The sequence below is a fragment of the Pseudomonas sp. B21-056 genome (assembly GCF_026016325.1).
Classification (GTDB): domain Bacteria; phylum Pseudomonadota; class Gammaproteobacteria; order Pseudomonadales; family Pseudomonadaceae; genus Aquipseudomonas.
This window is the reverse complement of record NZ_CP087203.1, coordinates 2,861,040-2,874,321: the sequence shown is the minus strand read 5'-3', so window position 1 is coordinate 2,874,321 and position 13,282 is coordinate 2,861,040. Positions and strand designations below refer to the sequence as shown.

Genomic DNA, 13,282 nt, shown 5'->3' with positions numbered 1-13,282 from the left:
ATCGCCGGCGGCCCGCTTGCGAAGGTTACGTCCATGACCCTCATCCCCACCCAGGACATCGCCGGCCACTGTCTGCACGCATTCACCCAGCTGATCCCGGCCAGCCGGGCGGCCTTCTATTGCGTCGACCGGCACCTGCAAGCCCATGATTTCAGCCTGCAGGGCATGAGCGGCGAGATGCACCGCGACTACCTGGACAATTACCGCCAGTTCGACCCGCTGCAACCGCGCAACTGGGTGTCCAGCGAGCAGGCGGTGATGCCCCTGGAGCTGGCGATGACCCGACAACCGGTACGGGACAACCAGCGCTATCGCAGCTTCTTGCAGCGCCACGGCGTCGTGGATGTGGTGGAAGTCTTCGCCCGTCGGGACGGTCAACCGCAAGCCGCCATTTCGCTGCTGCGCACTGCCGAACAAGGCCCCTTCACCTGCCAGCAATTGACCCAACTCACGGCGTTGCAGGCCCTGCTGCAACTGGCCGTCGCCCACCTGCCCACCCACGAGGATGCCTTGAGCGATTTGACGCCCAAGGAACGCCAGATCGCGTTGCTGCTGCGCCAAGGTGTCAGCAACAAGCACCTGGCCCGGGAGCTGGATGTGGGCTTGCCGACCATCAAGACGCACCTGATCAACCTGTTCCGCAAGGTCGGCGTGAGCAGCCGCACCGAGTTGGTCAGCACGCTGTTTCTCTGACACGGTTCAACCATTCGGTTGATAGTCCGCGAGGACCCAGGCCTCCATGATCCGGATGGACACTTCATCCAACCGGAGCCTTGCAATGAGCACATCTACAGACTGGATCACCGTCGGCGCGCTGGCCGATGGCTTTGCCCCCGAAGCCTTCATCCTGCCCAACCTGGCGGACCTGAGCGGCAAGACCTTTACCCTGAATTTCGCCAATGGCTGGCAGATCGAGCATCGATTCGAGCAGGACACGTTGTCCTGGCATGCGGCCGACGGGCACTCCAGCGGCACGGCGGCGTATCGGGCCACATCGGTGCGCCCGGGGTTGTACCTGGTGGACTTCCTAAAGGGTGAAGGCGCGCAAACCCTGTCGGTCAGCCTGGTGCTCGACACCGCCAACGCTGCGTTCACCGCCGTAATCGGCCGCATGCCCGAGCAGGCGCAAACCCGCGAAGGCCTTTACGGCCGCGCATTGGCGGGTCAGCCGCTGACCAGCGTCAGCGTCGAGTTCCTCCACGGCAGCCTTGACCGCCCTTGGCAGCCAGGCCTCTGCCCACATGCACCGAGCAGCGAACTGGTGGGCCTGCGCAACCTGTATCGCTACAGCCCGAGTGAAGTCTACGAACACATCTACCTCAACGACCGGTTCTATGCCTGGCAGTGCCTCAAGGGCGTGGAGCAAGGCCTGTGCGACACCGATCGTTGCGACACCTACAAGGTTGCCGATGAGCTGTACCTGTTCGTCTGGCGGGAAAAGATCATCCCGACCCTCGGCCTGGTGCTGATCGACCTCAAGCAGCATCGCAGCGACGGCAAGATCTTCGGCTACGCCGGTGCGTCGTTCGATGAGTTCTCCAACTTCCCGGTCAGTTCCTACTGCCAGGTCCTCAACCGCACGGAGTATCCCGATGCCTGAATCACGCACCGTAGTGATTACCGGCGCCGGCACCGGCATCGGCGCCGCCTGTGCCCGGTTGCAGGCCGCCGAAGGCGCCAACCTGGTATTGATTGGTCGACGCCGCGAGCCCCTGGAGCAACTGGCCGCAGAAATCGGTGGCCTGGTGCTGGTGGGCGATGCGGCTTGCCCGGAGACCTGGGACGGTTTCGTCGCGCAGATTCGCCAGCGTTTCGGCCGGCTCGATGTGTTGCTGGCCTGTGCCGGTGGCATGGGCCAGGGCAGCGCCACCGAGACTAGCCCGCAAGCCTGGGATGCAGCGATGCGCAGCAACCTCGACAGCGCGTTCTACAGTGCGCGGGCGTGCTTGCCGCTGCTGCAGGAAAGCGCCGGCAACATTGTGCTGGTGGCGTCGATTGCGTCGTTGGCGGCGGGACCGCAGGTCTGCGGCTACACCACCGCCAAGCACGCGCTGCTGGGCCTGAACCGTTCCTTGGCGCGGGATTACGGCCCGAAAGGCGTGCGGGTCAACGCCGTCTGCCCAGGCTGGGTGCGCACGCCGATGGCCGATGAGGAAATGCAGGTGCTGATGCAGTTCCATGGCGAAACTCTGCAACAGGCCTACGAGCGGGTCTGCGCCGATGTGCCGTTGCGCCGCGCCGCCAGTGCCGAGGAAATCGCCCAGGTCTGCCGCTTCCTGGCCTCCAGGGACGCATCGATCATCACCGGCGCGGCGCTGGTAGCCGATGGCGGTTCCAGCATCGTCGACGTGCCGACATTGGCCTTCAGTCGAATGGAGACAGCCCATGCCGAATGATCTGGATTTCAGCGGTAAAACGGTGTTGGTGACGGGCGGCGCCCAAGGCATCGGCCGGGCCATTGTCGAAGGCTTCGCCTGGCGCGGGGCCCGTGTGGTGATCGCCGACCTGGGCCTGGCGCGGGCCGAAGCGCTCGCCAGTGAGTTGATTGCCGACGGCTGCCAGGTAGAAGCCGTGGGTGTTGACCTGGCGGACGCCACGGCGATTTCCGCAATGATGGCCGGGCTGGAGCAGCGCTTGGGACGGCTGGATGTGCTGGTGCACAACGCCGGGTACTTTCCGCTGACGGCTTTCGCGCAGATTACGCCAGCGGTGCTTGAACGGACGCTGGCGGTGAATCTGTCAGCGCTGTTCTGGCTGACCCAGGCGGCGCTGCCGATGTTCCGGCGCCAGGGCCAGGGCTGCGTGCTGGTGACGTCATCGGTCACCGGCCCGCGGGTGGCGTACCCGGGGCTCAGCCATTACGCCGCGTCCAAGGCCGGGGTCAACGGCTTCATCCGCAACGCGGCGCTGGAACTGGCGGCTGAAAATGTCCGGGTCAACGGCGTCGAACCCGGCATGATCGCGACACCGGCGATGGCTAACCTCGGTGACGACGACCTCAACCAGGACATCGCCCGACGGGTCCCCCTGGGCCGACTGGGCAAACCGACCGACATCGCCGGCGCCATGCTGTTCCTCGCCTCAGACCTGGCCACGTATGTCACCGGCCAGACCCTGGTGGTCGACGGCGGCTCGACCTTGCCGGAGGTTTGAAGCGGGTCGGCTTGCGAGGGTGGTGACAGTGCCACCGCCATCGCGAGCAGGCTCGCTCCCACACTTGTTCGAGGCGTTCATAGCAATCGCATGCGCCACAACTCCCTGTGGGAGCGAGCCTGCTCGCGATAGCGGTGTGTCTGCTACAGAAATGTTGAATGTGCCACCGCCATCGCGAGCAGGCTCGCTCCCACATTTGTTCGAGGCGTTCATAGCAATCGCGTACACCCCCCCTGCTCGCGATGGCGGTAGTTCGGTCAACAACCCTCCCGACTCAAACCATCCCCAACGCCTGCTGCAAATGGCTGGAGCGAAAATCCTTGGGTGACTGTTCGAACTGCTTCTTGAACGAACGGCTGAAGTGCGCCGAGTCGGTGAAGCCCCATTTGTAGGCGATCGAGGTGATGGATTCATCCCGCAGGAACGGGTTACTCAGGTCATCGGCGCTGCGCTTGAGCCGGGCCCGCTGGATGTAGCGGCAGACGCTGTCATCCTGTTCTTCGAACAAACGGTACAGGTGCCGCACCGAGATGTTCAGGCGATTGGCCAACCCCACCGGACTGAGGCCGGGCTGGGTCAAGGATTCGTCGATGACCTTCTGTACATAGCTGCGCAGATGGCTGCCCTGGAGCGTCGCGCCGTCGTCACGGGCATCGGTGGTGTGTTCCAGCGCCGAACCCAGCAGCGAGACAAAGGCACTCTGCAAGGCCTCACCCTCGCCCGCCACGCCCTCGCCGTCCGGGGTGTCCTTGCACAACTGGTCCATCAGCACATGCAGCATCCGCCCGCAGGCTTTGCTCGACGAGATTTTGCCAAAGGTCCTGCTTTCCCCGCCGAGTTGTCTCGACACATCCTGGCGAGACAAGGACAGCACAGCATGTTCAATCAGGCCGAACGGGCTGATCTCAAGGGAGCCGGCCGAATCCATCAACAGCAGCTCACCGGGGGCCAACTGGATGCTCAGGCCGTTCTGGGTGATGCGGCAATAGCCACTGCGCTGACTCACCAGCATGCAATCCTGGTCATCGTCGTGATCCGGATTGGGTGAATGACGCTTGATGGAACCGGCGTTGGTGCGCAGGTTGGACAGGGATAGACCGCCGCGGCAGAAATTCGATACCTGGCCGATAAACAACGCACGATTAAACGCCAACTCCGTCTCGAAGTGACCGCAAGTGGCGCGCAGATCCCGGTTCCAGGTCTCCAGCCCGTCTTGCCCAACCTGTTGCATGCTCATGGCGCTCTCCGCAGTGGCTTATTGTTTTTGTACGGCAATAGTTAACATGTTATCTATATGCGCGCAACAAGTACCTGATCGCCAGAGCAGTAGCAGGATTGATGCCAGGGCATCACAACAGAATCAGAAGCGCCCCAAGACCCGTTGCAAGCCGCTCAAGACCGCCAGCAAGGCCATGCGCTGCTCGCGTCCGAGAGGAATGTAACGACGAAAGGCTGGCATGCGATTGACCACCTCGCTGCCGCCCATGTGCTCCAGGCGTACACACCACTGGCGCCCTTGCAGGTCGATGCGCAAGCGCTTGAAGTCCAGCGGCATGAGCGCCTGATACAGCGCAGGATCCTGCTCCACAACCGCCAGCAGCCGGGCCGCCAGCGCCGTGTCCCCGCCCCGCTGCCGGCAACGAATGCCGCTGCGCCGAATGGCCCCGCCGTGGTGCAACTCCAGGCGTGCCGTACCCTCCATCGACGCCGGCACGCGCAGCACGAACTCGGTCATCACCAGGTGCATTAGCAACTGCGATTCAGTGCGTTCGACAATCTCCAGGTGAAGGCTGCCGTCATCGCTGACAACGGTTGCCGTCGCCGGTCCCGACAACTCAAATCGTGCCAGCCCGAGGTTGCGCCGCAGGTGCTCCAGGGTCACCCCAGGCCGATAACCGGCCGGGGCACGCCTGGCGCTGAACAGCTCAGACAGTTTTTGCAGCACGCTCGTCAAACGCATCGACAGGTTGCCCTGGCTCATGGGAGAACTCCTTGGCCAGCACGTCTTCCACCGACGCCGGCGTGAATGGATTGACCTTCTGCACCACCAGGGTCCAGAACAACGCATAGGCGGCGGTGCCACCGAGCATCACCGCGAACGGGATGTAGATGTCCGCCGGGTTCATGCCCGGTGGCGTGATGAACCACATGCCCAACACGATGCCGACGCTGGACAGGATCTGCGGTAGCGGGAACCACGGCGAGCGATAGGCCCGTGGCAGGTCGGGACGACGGATCCGCAGGCTGACCACCGACACGGTCACCAGCAGGTAGGCGAAACTCCAGGCACACACTGCCGCCAGCACCAGGTGCATGATGTTGTCGGTGTTGCCGCCGAGCCACAGCGCGTGCAGGCACGGAATCAGCGCCGCCACCAGGATGCACAGCAGCGGCGTCTTGAAACGTGGATGCAGGTAGGTGAAGACCTTCGGCAGGGCACCGTCCACCGCCATCCCATAGAGAATCCGCGGTACGCCGGCCATCAGGGTGTTGATGGTCGCCGCACCGGCAAACAGAAAGCCGATCCCCAGCCACAGCGGGCCGATGTCGCCCATGACCTGCTCGGCGAAGCGCGGAATCGCCATGGGTGTATCCAGCAGGTGCACGCCGCTGGCAGCATCCAGCAGCACGTTTTCCACTTGGCGTTTCATCGCCGCGCCGTAGATGAACATGCACGAGGCGACACTCAGCAATCCCAGGGTCATCGCCTTGGGCATGACCTTGGCCGAATTGCGCAGGTCCGGCGCCAACGGCGTCACGAACTCACAGCCGACAAACATGAACATCGCCATGCCCACCAGCGACAGAATGGTGATCAGGTCGGTGCCCACCAGCGAGACGCCGAACCAGCCCTCCAGTTGCACCGCCGGCGCAGCGATCAGGCCCAGCACGCCGAACACCATCAAGGTGGTCCACATGCCGAAGGTCAGGATGATCTCGGCCCTGCCGAACGCACTGACGCCGAAGGCATTGAGCACCCCGAAGACGATGACGAAGCCGACCCCAAGCAGCCAGGAGCCCCCGGCAGACTCGGCCAGGGTGTTCAGGTGTTCGAAGTTCACCAGCGCCATGACCCCGGAAAGAATGGTCTCGGCGGTCCCGGCGAACACATGCACGATCAGGTAGGCCGACAGCGTGCCGGTGATCGCAAAGAAACGCCCCATGCCACAGTTGATGTAGTCATAGACCGAGCCAGTGGTGGGCAGGATCGACGCGGCCTCGGCGAACGTGGTCGCCTGGGCCAGCATCATCACCACGGCGATCAGCATGGCCACGGCAAACGCGCTGCCGCCGATACCGAAGCCCATGGTCGCGGTGAGAATCACCGGGCTGGCCATGATCAGGCCGATGGTGCTGGCCAGGGCGGTGGGAAAGCCCACCGTGCCCCGGTTCAGGTGGGCGGTGAGCCGGTCATTGATCGACATGGTGCAGATCCTCGAAAAGCGGATTTTTAGTATGGATGCCACAGCCGTCCAGGAGCCGGCATTCGAGCTCCCCAGCCAGTCCCTGATCGAAACGGCGTTGCGTGCAGCCTCACTTTGCGCCGCCCCGTCCCGGGCGTCTTGCCCATGTCTGCCGCCGGTTTTGTTGCTGCCTGCCAGCGTCCGCCACCTGGCGGGCTGGGTCAATTGCATGGCAGCCAGGTGAAAGACTTCCCCGGCCCTTGCTCCCCTTAATGCGTGCTCTACCGTCCAACCACACTGGGGAAAACACCATGGAACACACACGCCATTCACCTTCGCTGCGCAGTGCCATCGGCCTGGGCATCGCCTTGCTGGTCGCCGATTCGTCGGCACAGGCCTATGCGCTTTACGCCGACGAAGACACCACGGTCACCGGCAACTTCCTGGCGGTCTACGGGCTGTTCAACAGCCGCAAGAACTACGACGGCACCGCCGGTGGTTCGAGCTGGCGGGAAGGCTTCATCAAGTATGGCCTGAGTATCGAGCAGACACTTGCAGGCAGCGGCAGCGTCTACGGCACAGCCAACCTGGTCAGCTCCGGCACCTGGGGCGACGGTGATCCGGCGGGCCTGAGCGACGGCTCCGAACGCAGCACAAAATTCGATGAAGCCTTCGCCGGCTGGCGCTCGGGGGATCTGTTTCCACTCCTGGGCAAGGATGGCGTCGACCTCTCCTATGGTCGCCAGGTGATCACCCTCGGCGATGGTTTCATCATCAACGACGACGGCTTGAACCTGGGCAAAGGCCCGGCGGATGGCGAGTTCAATCGCGGCGGCGCCTATTACCTGGCGGCCCGCCATGCCTTCGACAAGACCGCCGTGCTGCGCCTGGGCGGCAAGGAAGGCGTGCACGGCAGCCTGATGTGGATCAAGTCCGACAACCGTGCCCAAGCCAACACCGAAATGGCCGCCGGTACACTGGAATACACCGGCGCGCCCGGCACCCTGGGCCTGACCTACATCCATGGCATCGACGTCGACGATCACTACGCCAGCGACTTCCAGAAGCAGCGCGAAGGCATGAACATCTACAGCCTGCGCGGCAGCGGCAACGCCGGCATCGAAAACGCCCACTTCGCCTTCGAATACGCCTGGCAGGACAAGGACGCGGGGCCGGAGAAAGCCTGGTACACCGAAGCCGGCTACACCTTCGCCGACCTGCCCTGGACGCCGGACCTGACCTATCGCTACAGCCGCTACTCGCAGAACTGGGACTCGATGTTCAACGGCCTCAGCCGTGGCTACGGCACCTGGTTCCAGGGTGAAGTGACCGGCAACTATTCCGGTCCGTTCAACAGCAACACCGCCATCCAGCATATTGGCCTCAAGCTCAAGCCGGTGGAAACCGTGACCCTCGGCGCACTGCTGTTCGACTACAAGACCCTGCACACCCGCCAGGCTCTGGACCTCGACGGGCGTGAGTTGGACCTGTATGTGGAATGGGCGCTGAACGAGCACTTGATCGTCACGCCGCTGGTGGGCCTGTACAAGCCGGATAAGGACGAGAGCAACGGCGGCAACCAGGTGGGCGGCAACGGCACCAACGTCTACAGCCAGTTGGTGGTGGCGGTACCGTTCTGATGCGGTTTTTGTAGGGGCTGCCGAGGGCTGTGAATTTTTGATCTTTCGCTGGAGATTCAAGTGTCTGGGGAAAGATCGCAGCCTCGCTTCGCTCGACAGCTCCTACACATCGTTCGTCAGCACTTACGCGATGTTATTTATGTTGATGCAGCATGGTCTGGATCTGGTGCGTCGCCTGGCGGGTGCTCTCCGCCAGCTTGCGTACCTCGTCGGCCACCACGGAGAAGCCGCGTCCGACCTCACCAGCCCTGGCCGCTTCAATCGCGGCGTTCAAGGCCAGCAGATTGGTCTGGTCGGCAATCCCCTTGATCACCCCCACCACCGTGGCGATCTGGGCGTAGGTCACCTGATTCTGCTCCAGCATGCGTTGGTGGGTGGATTGGGCCGAGCGCTCATCGCTGATGTCACGCACCGCGCCAATGATCCGCACCAGTCGCCCGTGGGCGTCCCGTACTGCACGCCCGCGCTCACGGCACCAGATGTAATCCCGGCTCTTGTGGCGCATGCGGTATTCGAAGACGTATTCGCCGCTGCCCTGGGCGCCGAGGATCTCCCGGTCGAAAATCGCCATGATCTGCGGCAGGTCATCCGGGTGGGTGATACCGACCTGGGCATCCCAACCGTCGGGCAGCTCGTCCAACCCATAGCCCAGCAGCGAGCGGAACTGGCTGGAGAAACGCATGCCGCTGGCCGGGTGCTGGAGATCGCCGTTGACCACCGTGATATCCCAGCAGCCTTCGGTCAGGGTCGATTGCAGCAACTCCCAGATCTGCGCTTCCTGGCGTTGCTGCTGCAACTGCTGACGGTACTCATCCAGCCGCATTTCCAGTTCGCGTTCGCGCACCTCGGCCTGGGTCAGTTGCTGGCGCACCCTCTCCAGTTCGCGTTCGCCTTGCTGCCCGCGCGCCGTTTGCTCGTCCAGCTGTGCTTCGACCTGACGATAGCGTTCGGTAGTGTTCGCCATCTCCCGGACATGCCCGACCAGGCAGCTTCGCAGTTGTGGATACCCGTCGAGCAGCGGTGTGTCACCGGTTTCGCCAGCCAGTGCCCGCTGCACCTGGGCGCTCAACGCCAGCTTCTGTTTGTTGGTCTGGAGAAACATCGCCCGCCCCTTTGCCCATCAAGTCGAAACACCGATCTGACCGCAAACAGGCCGCGCTGGCTTGTTCCTGGCTGCAATGGGTTTTGCTCCTGGCTGCCAGATCCGCCCCCTGGCAGGCACAGACATGCGACGCGGCAGGCACAGTCAAGCCGGGCCGCCGTCCAGCGATTAACCTCGGGCTTTCCCTTGTTCGCGATCAGGAAACACTCATGAGCGATATTGCCCTGCTGCCTCAGGTCGAAGCCTTTCTCGGCCGGCGTCACGCGCTGTTCATCGATGGCCGCTACGTCGAAAGCCAAGGCAATCAGAGCCTGGACGTCATCAACCCCGCCACCGGCCAGGTCATCGCCCAGGTCAGCGACGCCGTTGCCGCCGATATCGACGCGGCGGTGGAATCGTCCCGGCGCGGGTTCAAGCAATGGTCCCAGACGGCACCCGCGGTCCGCGGCCATGTGCTGCTGAAACTGGCCGACCTGCTGGAGCAGAACCGCGAAGAACTGGCGCAGATTGAAACCTGTCAGTCGGGCAAGATCATCCACATCTCCCGGGCGTTCGAAGTCGACCAGGCCGCGCACTTCCTGCGCTACTACGCCGGCTGGGCCACCAAGATCAGCGGCCAGACCCTCACCCCGTCGCTGCCCTCCTTCGCCGGCGAACGCTATACCGCGTTCACCCTGCGCGAACCGGTCGGCGTGGTGGTGGGAATCGTGCCGTGGAACTTCTCCACCATGATCGCCATCTGGAAACTCGCCTCGGCGCTGGTGACCGGCTGCAGCATCATCATCAAACCCAGTGAATTCACCCCGCTGACCATCCTGCGCATCGCCGAGCTGGCCATGCAGGCCGGTCTGCCGGCGGGTGCCCTGAATGTGGTTACCGGTGGGGGCCTGGTGGGTAAAGGCTTGATCGAACACTCCGGCACCGACAAGGTTTCGTTCACCGGCTCCGTGCCGACCGGCATCGCGGTGGGCCAGACGGCCATGGGCGCCGGGCTGACGCGTGCCACCCTGGAGCTGGGTGGCAAGAATGCGGCGGGGTTCCTGCGGGACGTGGATCCGGAGGTGGCGGTCAACGGGATTATCGAGGCGGGTTTCCTGCACTCGGGGCAAATCTGCGCCGCGGCAGAACGGTTCTTCGTTCACCGCTCACAGATCGAGCCGATCATGGACAAACTGTCCCAGCGCCTGAGCCAGCTGAACATCGGCTCGCCCCTGGACGAACGCACCGAATTCGGCCCGGTCACCAACCGCCCGCACCAACAGAAACTCGGCGAGTTCTTCGCCAAGGCCCGGGCGCAGAACAACACCATCATTCACGGCGGCAAACTGATCGAGGGGCCGGGCTGCTACGTCGAACCGACCATCATCCTCGCCAACCGTCGTGACGACACGCTGCTCCATGAAGAAACCTTCGGCCCCATCGCGACGTTCTTCCCCTACGACAGCGAAGAGGAACTGCTGGAGCTGATGAACGACAGCCCCTACGGCCTGAGCGCCAGCCTCTGGACCCAGGACCTGGGCAAGGCCCTGCGCATGATACCGGCCATCGAAGCCGGCACCGTCTGGGTGAACATGCACACCCTGCTCGACCCGGCCGTGCCTTTCGGCGGCAGCAAGGCCTCGGGGATCGGCCGGGAGTTCGGTAGCGCATTTATCGATGACTACACTGAACTGAAGTCGGTGATGATTCGCTACTGAGCACCGCGGCTGACTGGAGAAGAATCAGCCCGCCTCAACCCACCCAACCGACAGCCGTCTTGGGAATGACCTCGGACTCATCGAGCTTGGAGGCAAACATGCTCACCGCCTCGAGTGCATCCGTGGTGCCGGTCCTGATCTGCACGATCACCGATCCGGCCTGGTCCGCCAGGGTCACCCCGCGCAACGCACCCTCATGGGTGACGTTCATGCTGGCGACCGCTTCACGGGTTTCGGACAGGATCATGCCGATCATCTCCGCGATCTCCGAGGTCGAACGGCTGGTACGCCCGGCCAGTTGCCGGACTTCGTCGGCCACCACCGCGAATCCCCTGCCCTGATCACCGGCCCGCGCCGCCTCGATGGCGGCGTTCAGGGCCAGCAGGTTGGTCTGCTCGGCAATGCCGCGAATGGTATTGACGATTGCCGTGATTTCTTCCGAGCGCGCCCCCAGTTGCCCGACCAGACGCGCGGAGGCGCCGATGTTGTCGGCGATCTGGCGCATTTCCTTGGCCGTCTGGTGGATCACCTGGGCGCCCTGCTCGGCGACTCTCTCGGTCTCGGCGGAGATGTGGTAGGCGCGAGACGCCCCCCGTGAATCTTCCTCGAACTTCTCCACCCGTTCGGTGATGTCGGTAGCGAACTTGACGATCTTGCTCAACTTGCCTTCAGCGTCGTAGACCGGGTTGTAGCTCGCCTCCAGCCAGACCACCTTGCCGTGCTTGCCGACACGTTTGAACTGGCCGCTGAAAAACTCACCGGCGTTGAGACGACGCCAGAAATCGCTGTACTCGGAACGACTGACCAGTTCCGGCTCACAAAACATCCGGTGATGCTTGCCCTTGAGCTCCGCCAGCGAGTAATTCATGACGTTCAGGAAATTATCGTTTGCGGTCAGGATATTGCCGCCCAGGTCGAACTCGATCACCGCCATGGCCCGGTCGAGCGCCACCAGCCGGCCTCGGGTTTCGGCCTCGCTCGCGACTTTGGCAGTGACGTCCAGTGCGTACTTGACCACCTTCACCACGCGGCCATTTTCGTCCATCACCGGGCTATAGCTGGCTTCGAGCCAGATATGCTGGCCTTGTCCGCTGACGCGCTGAAAGGTGCCGGAAACAAATCGACCGGCACGCAACTGGTTCCAGAACTCACGGTACTCGGCGCTGCCTGAGAGTGCGGGGGTACAGAAATCACGATGGGACAGCCCGGCCAACTGATCTGCGCGGTAACCCATCGTGCTGAGAAAATGCTCATTCGCCCGAAGCAGCTTGCCCTCGGGGCTGAACTCGACAACGGCCATCGACCGTTCCAAGGCGCCGACCAATCCCTTATAGGTGGCCAATTCGGCTGTCCTGGCCATCAGTTCATTTTTTAGCGTTGTATTAAACATGACGTACCCCTCGACGAAACTGCACAATCAGTCGGACCTCATAGGGCTATCGACTCATTAGTCGGGGGCTTGATACCGCAGAGCAGAATTATTCATTGACGTCAAGAAAACGCAGACAGGCTTGCCCTGTATCACATCAATTTTTGGTGTATCCGAGTTCATCGTGCTACCAACGCTCCCCCGCCATCAACCTCTCATGGCTCGCCCGAATATTTCTCAATGCCTGAGCATGCAACTGCGAAACCCGCGACTTTGAGATACCCATCAGCTCACTGACCTCAGTAAAGCTTAAATGCTGGTGGTAGTGCCCCTCGATGACCTGTCGCTCGTTCACCGAAAGAAGCTTCACGCACTCGTTCAACGTGTCACCTTCGCGCTCCACTTCATAAAGACTCAGCGGATTGTTGTCATTGGGTTCCTGATCAACGATACCGGACTCCAGAAACAAGCCGAAGGCCAAGCCGATAGCGACGTTCGCCACGTGTTCAAGATCGGACTCCGCTCGCTCCTCCTGTGAACCGGAAATGCTTTCCAGCCGCTCCCGGTAATAGCGACGTTGATCACTGACGTAACAAGACAGCCCCTTGAGGACGTTGCCCTTTACGTAAGGTTCGGCATAGGACTGGAAACGCGTGCCCAGTCCAGGGTTGAACCGGTCGATTGCCTGCAACAGGCCAATCGAAGCCAGATTCACGTAGTCCCCCCACTCCGCCAGCGGATGCGGATAACGAGCATATAGAAGCCCGACAATCATCCGAAGCCATTGGCCGTAGAAGAAGAACAGCCGACTCCTGGCCGCCTCTGTCTTACTGTCCACCCAGGTGCGCCACAAGGCCTGCTCATCATTGCCGTCCCTGGGGGTTTCATCTGTCGCCATGGAAGGCTCCACCTTCGGC

10 protein-coding genes and 4 pseudogenes are annotated in these 13,282 nt (G+C 62.7%); 6 read left to right on the top strand and 8 right to left on the bottom strand.

All coding sequences use genetic code 11. The features are described from left to right. Nucleotides 1-33: 33 nt before the first annotated feature. From LOY67_RS12615 to LOY67_RS12600, 4 genes are all read left to right on the top strand, one after another. Entirely contained in the window at nucleotides 34-693 is a 660-nt protein-coding gene (locus LOY67_RS12615; protein ID WP_265067482.1) for a helix-turn-helix transcriptional regulator, read from the top strand. A gap of 85 nt (nucleotides 694-778) precedes the next feature. Further along, entirely contained in the window at nucleotides 779-1,600 is an 822-nt protein-coding gene (locus LOY67_RS12610; protein WP_265067481.1) for a molybdenum cofactor biosynthesis F family protein, read from the top strand. Next, nucleotides 1,593-2,396, top strand: a complete 804-nt coding sequence (locus LOY67_RS12605) for an SDR family NAD(P)-dependent oxidoreductase (RefSeq protein WP_265067480.1) — start codon at nucleotides 1,593-1,595, stop codon at nucleotides 2,394-2,396. The genes LOY67_RS12610 and LOY67_RS12605 overlap by 8 nt, the downstream gene beginning before the upstream one ends. Next, nucleotides 2,386-3,153 carry an SDR family oxidoreductase gene (locus LOY67_RS12600; RefSeq protein WP_265067479.1) on the top strand — a complete coding sequence of 256 codons (768 nt, stop codon included), beginning with the start codon at nucleotides 2,386-2,388 and terminating at the stop codon, nucleotides 3,151-3,153. Before LOY67_RS12605 ends, LOY67_RS12600 begins: the two co-directional genes overlap by 11 nt. 274 nt (nucleotides 3,154-3,427) lie before the next feature. Here the strand turns inward: LOY67_RS12600 and feaR are convergent, their stop codons facing one another. From feaR to LOY67_RS12585, 3 genes are all read right to left on the bottom strand, one after another. Further along, nucleotides 3,428-4,390: a transcriptional regulator FeaR gene (gene feaR / locus LOY67_RS12595; RefSeq protein WP_265067478.1), complete on the bottom strand. Its 963-nt coding sequence runs from the start codon at nucleotides 4,388-4,390 to the stop codon at nucleotides 3,428-3,430. Nucleotides 4,391-4,513: 123 nt separating this feature from the next. Continuing rightward, nucleotides 4,514-5,134 carry a DUF3156 family protein gene (locus LOY67_RS12590; RefSeq protein WP_265067477.1) on the bottom strand — a complete coding sequence of 207 codons (621 nt, stop codon included), beginning with the start codon at nucleotides 5,132-5,134 and terminating at the stop codon, nucleotides 4,514-4,516. After that, nucleotides 5,079-6,578, bottom strand: a complete 1,500-nt coding sequence (locus LOY67_RS12585; protein ID WP_265067476.1) for an APC family permease — start codon at nucleotides 6,576-6,578, stop codon at nucleotides 5,079-5,081. The genes LOY67_RS12590 and LOY67_RS12585 overlap by 56 nt, the downstream gene beginning before the upstream one ends. 290 nt (nucleotides 6,579-6,868) lie before the next feature. Between LOY67_RS12585 and LOY67_RS12580 the strand changes: the two genes are divergently transcribed. Then, on the top strand, nucleotides 6,869-8,197 hold the full coding sequence (locus tag LOY67_RS12580) for an alginate export family protein (RefSeq protein WP_265067475.1): 1,329 nt from the start codon (nucleotides 6,869-6,871) through the stop codon (nucleotides 8,195-8,197). A gap of 142 nt (nucleotides 8,198-8,339) precedes the next feature. On the opposite strand, the pseudogene LOY67_RS28485 reads toward LOY67_RS12580, so the two are convergent. Both LOY67_RS28485 and LOY67_RS28480 read right to left on the bottom strand, forming a co-directional pair. Then, nucleotides 8,340-8,519, bottom strand: a pseudogene (locus LOY67_RS28485) (methyl-accepting chemotaxis protein); the annotation flags it as partial. Nucleotides 8,520-8,603: 84 nt separating this feature from the next. Then, nucleotides 8,604-8,879, bottom strand: a pseudogene (locus LOY67_RS28480) (PAS domain-containing protein); the annotation flags it as partial. A 629-nt stretch (nucleotides 8,880-9,508) separates the two neighbouring features. Here LOY67_RS28480 and LOY67_RS12565 point away from each other — a divergent pair. Further along, nucleotides 9,509-10,996 (top strand): aldehyde dehydrogenase family protein, encoded by a 1,488-nt coding sequence (locus LOY67_RS12565; RefSeq protein WP_265067474.1) that lies wholly within the window; start codon nucleotides 9,509-9,511, stop codon nucleotides 10,994-10,996. Nucleotides 10,997-11,030: 34 nt separating this feature from the next. On the opposite strand, the pseudogene LOY67_RS28475 reads toward LOY67_RS12565, so the two are convergent. The 3 genes and pseudogenes from LOY67_RS28475 to LOY67_RS12555 form a co-directional block, all read right to left on the bottom strand. Next, nucleotides 11,031-11,504 (bottom strand): annotated as a pseudogene (locus LOY67_RS28475) (methyl-accepting chemotaxis protein); the annotation flags it as partial. A gap of 114 nt (nucleotides 11,505-11,618) precedes the next feature. Continuing rightward, nucleotides 11,619-12,296: pseudogene (locus tag LOY67_RS28470) on the bottom strand (PAS domain-containing protein); the annotation flags it as partial. A 256-nt stretch (nucleotides 12,297-12,552) separates the two neighbouring features. Then, the gene (locus LOY67_RS12555; protein ID WP_265067472.1) at nucleotides 12,553-13,263 is read right to left on the bottom strand and encodes a sigma-70 family RNA polymerase sigma factor; all 711 of its coding nucleotides are present in this window, start codon (nucleotides 13,261-13,263) and stop codon (nucleotides 12,553-12,555) included. Nucleotides 13,264-13,282 lie beyond the last annotated feature (19 nt).

Bases quoted from the DNA above. Each gene is read 5' to 3' on its own strand.
- LOY67_RS12565 (WP_265067474.1), top strand. From the start codon at position 9,509: ATGAGCGATATTGCCCTGCTGCCTCAGGTCGAAGCCTTTCTCGGCCGG.
- LOY67_RS12585 (WP_265067476.1), bottom strand. From the start codon at position 6,578: ATGTCGATCAATGACCGGCTCACCGCCCACCTGAACCGGGGCACGGTG.
- LOY67_RS12555 (WP_265067472.1), bottom strand. From the start codon at position 13,263: ATGGCGACAGATGAAACCCCCAGGGACGGCAATGATGAGCAGGCCTTG.
- LOY67_RS12610 (WP_265067481.1), top strand. From the start codon at position 779: ATGAGCACATCTACAGACTGGATCACCGTCGGCGCGCTGGCCGATGGC.
- feaR (WP_265067478.1), bottom strand. From the start codon at position 4,390: ATGAGCATGCAACAGGTTGGGCAAGACGGGCTGGAGACCTGGAACCGG.
- LOY67_RS12590 (WP_265067477.1), bottom strand. From the start codon at position 5,134: ATGAGCCAGGGCAACCTGTCGATGCGTTTGACGAGCGTGCTGCAAAAA.
- LOY67_RS12600 (WP_265067479.1), top strand. From the start codon at position 2,386: ATGCCGAATGATCTGGATTTCAGCGGTAAAACGGTGTTGGTGACGGGC.
- LOY67_RS12615 (WP_265067482.1), top strand. From the start codon at position 34: ATGACCCTCATCCCCACCCAGGACATCGCCGGCCACTGTCTGCACGCA.
- LOY67_RS12605 (WP_265067480.1), top strand. From the start codon at position 1,593: ATGCCTGAATCACGCACCGTAGTGATTACCGGCGCCGGCACCGGCATC.
- LOY67_RS12580 (WP_265067475.1), top strand. From the start codon at position 6,869: ATGGAACACACACGCCATTCACCTTCGCTGCGCAGTGCCATCGGCCTG.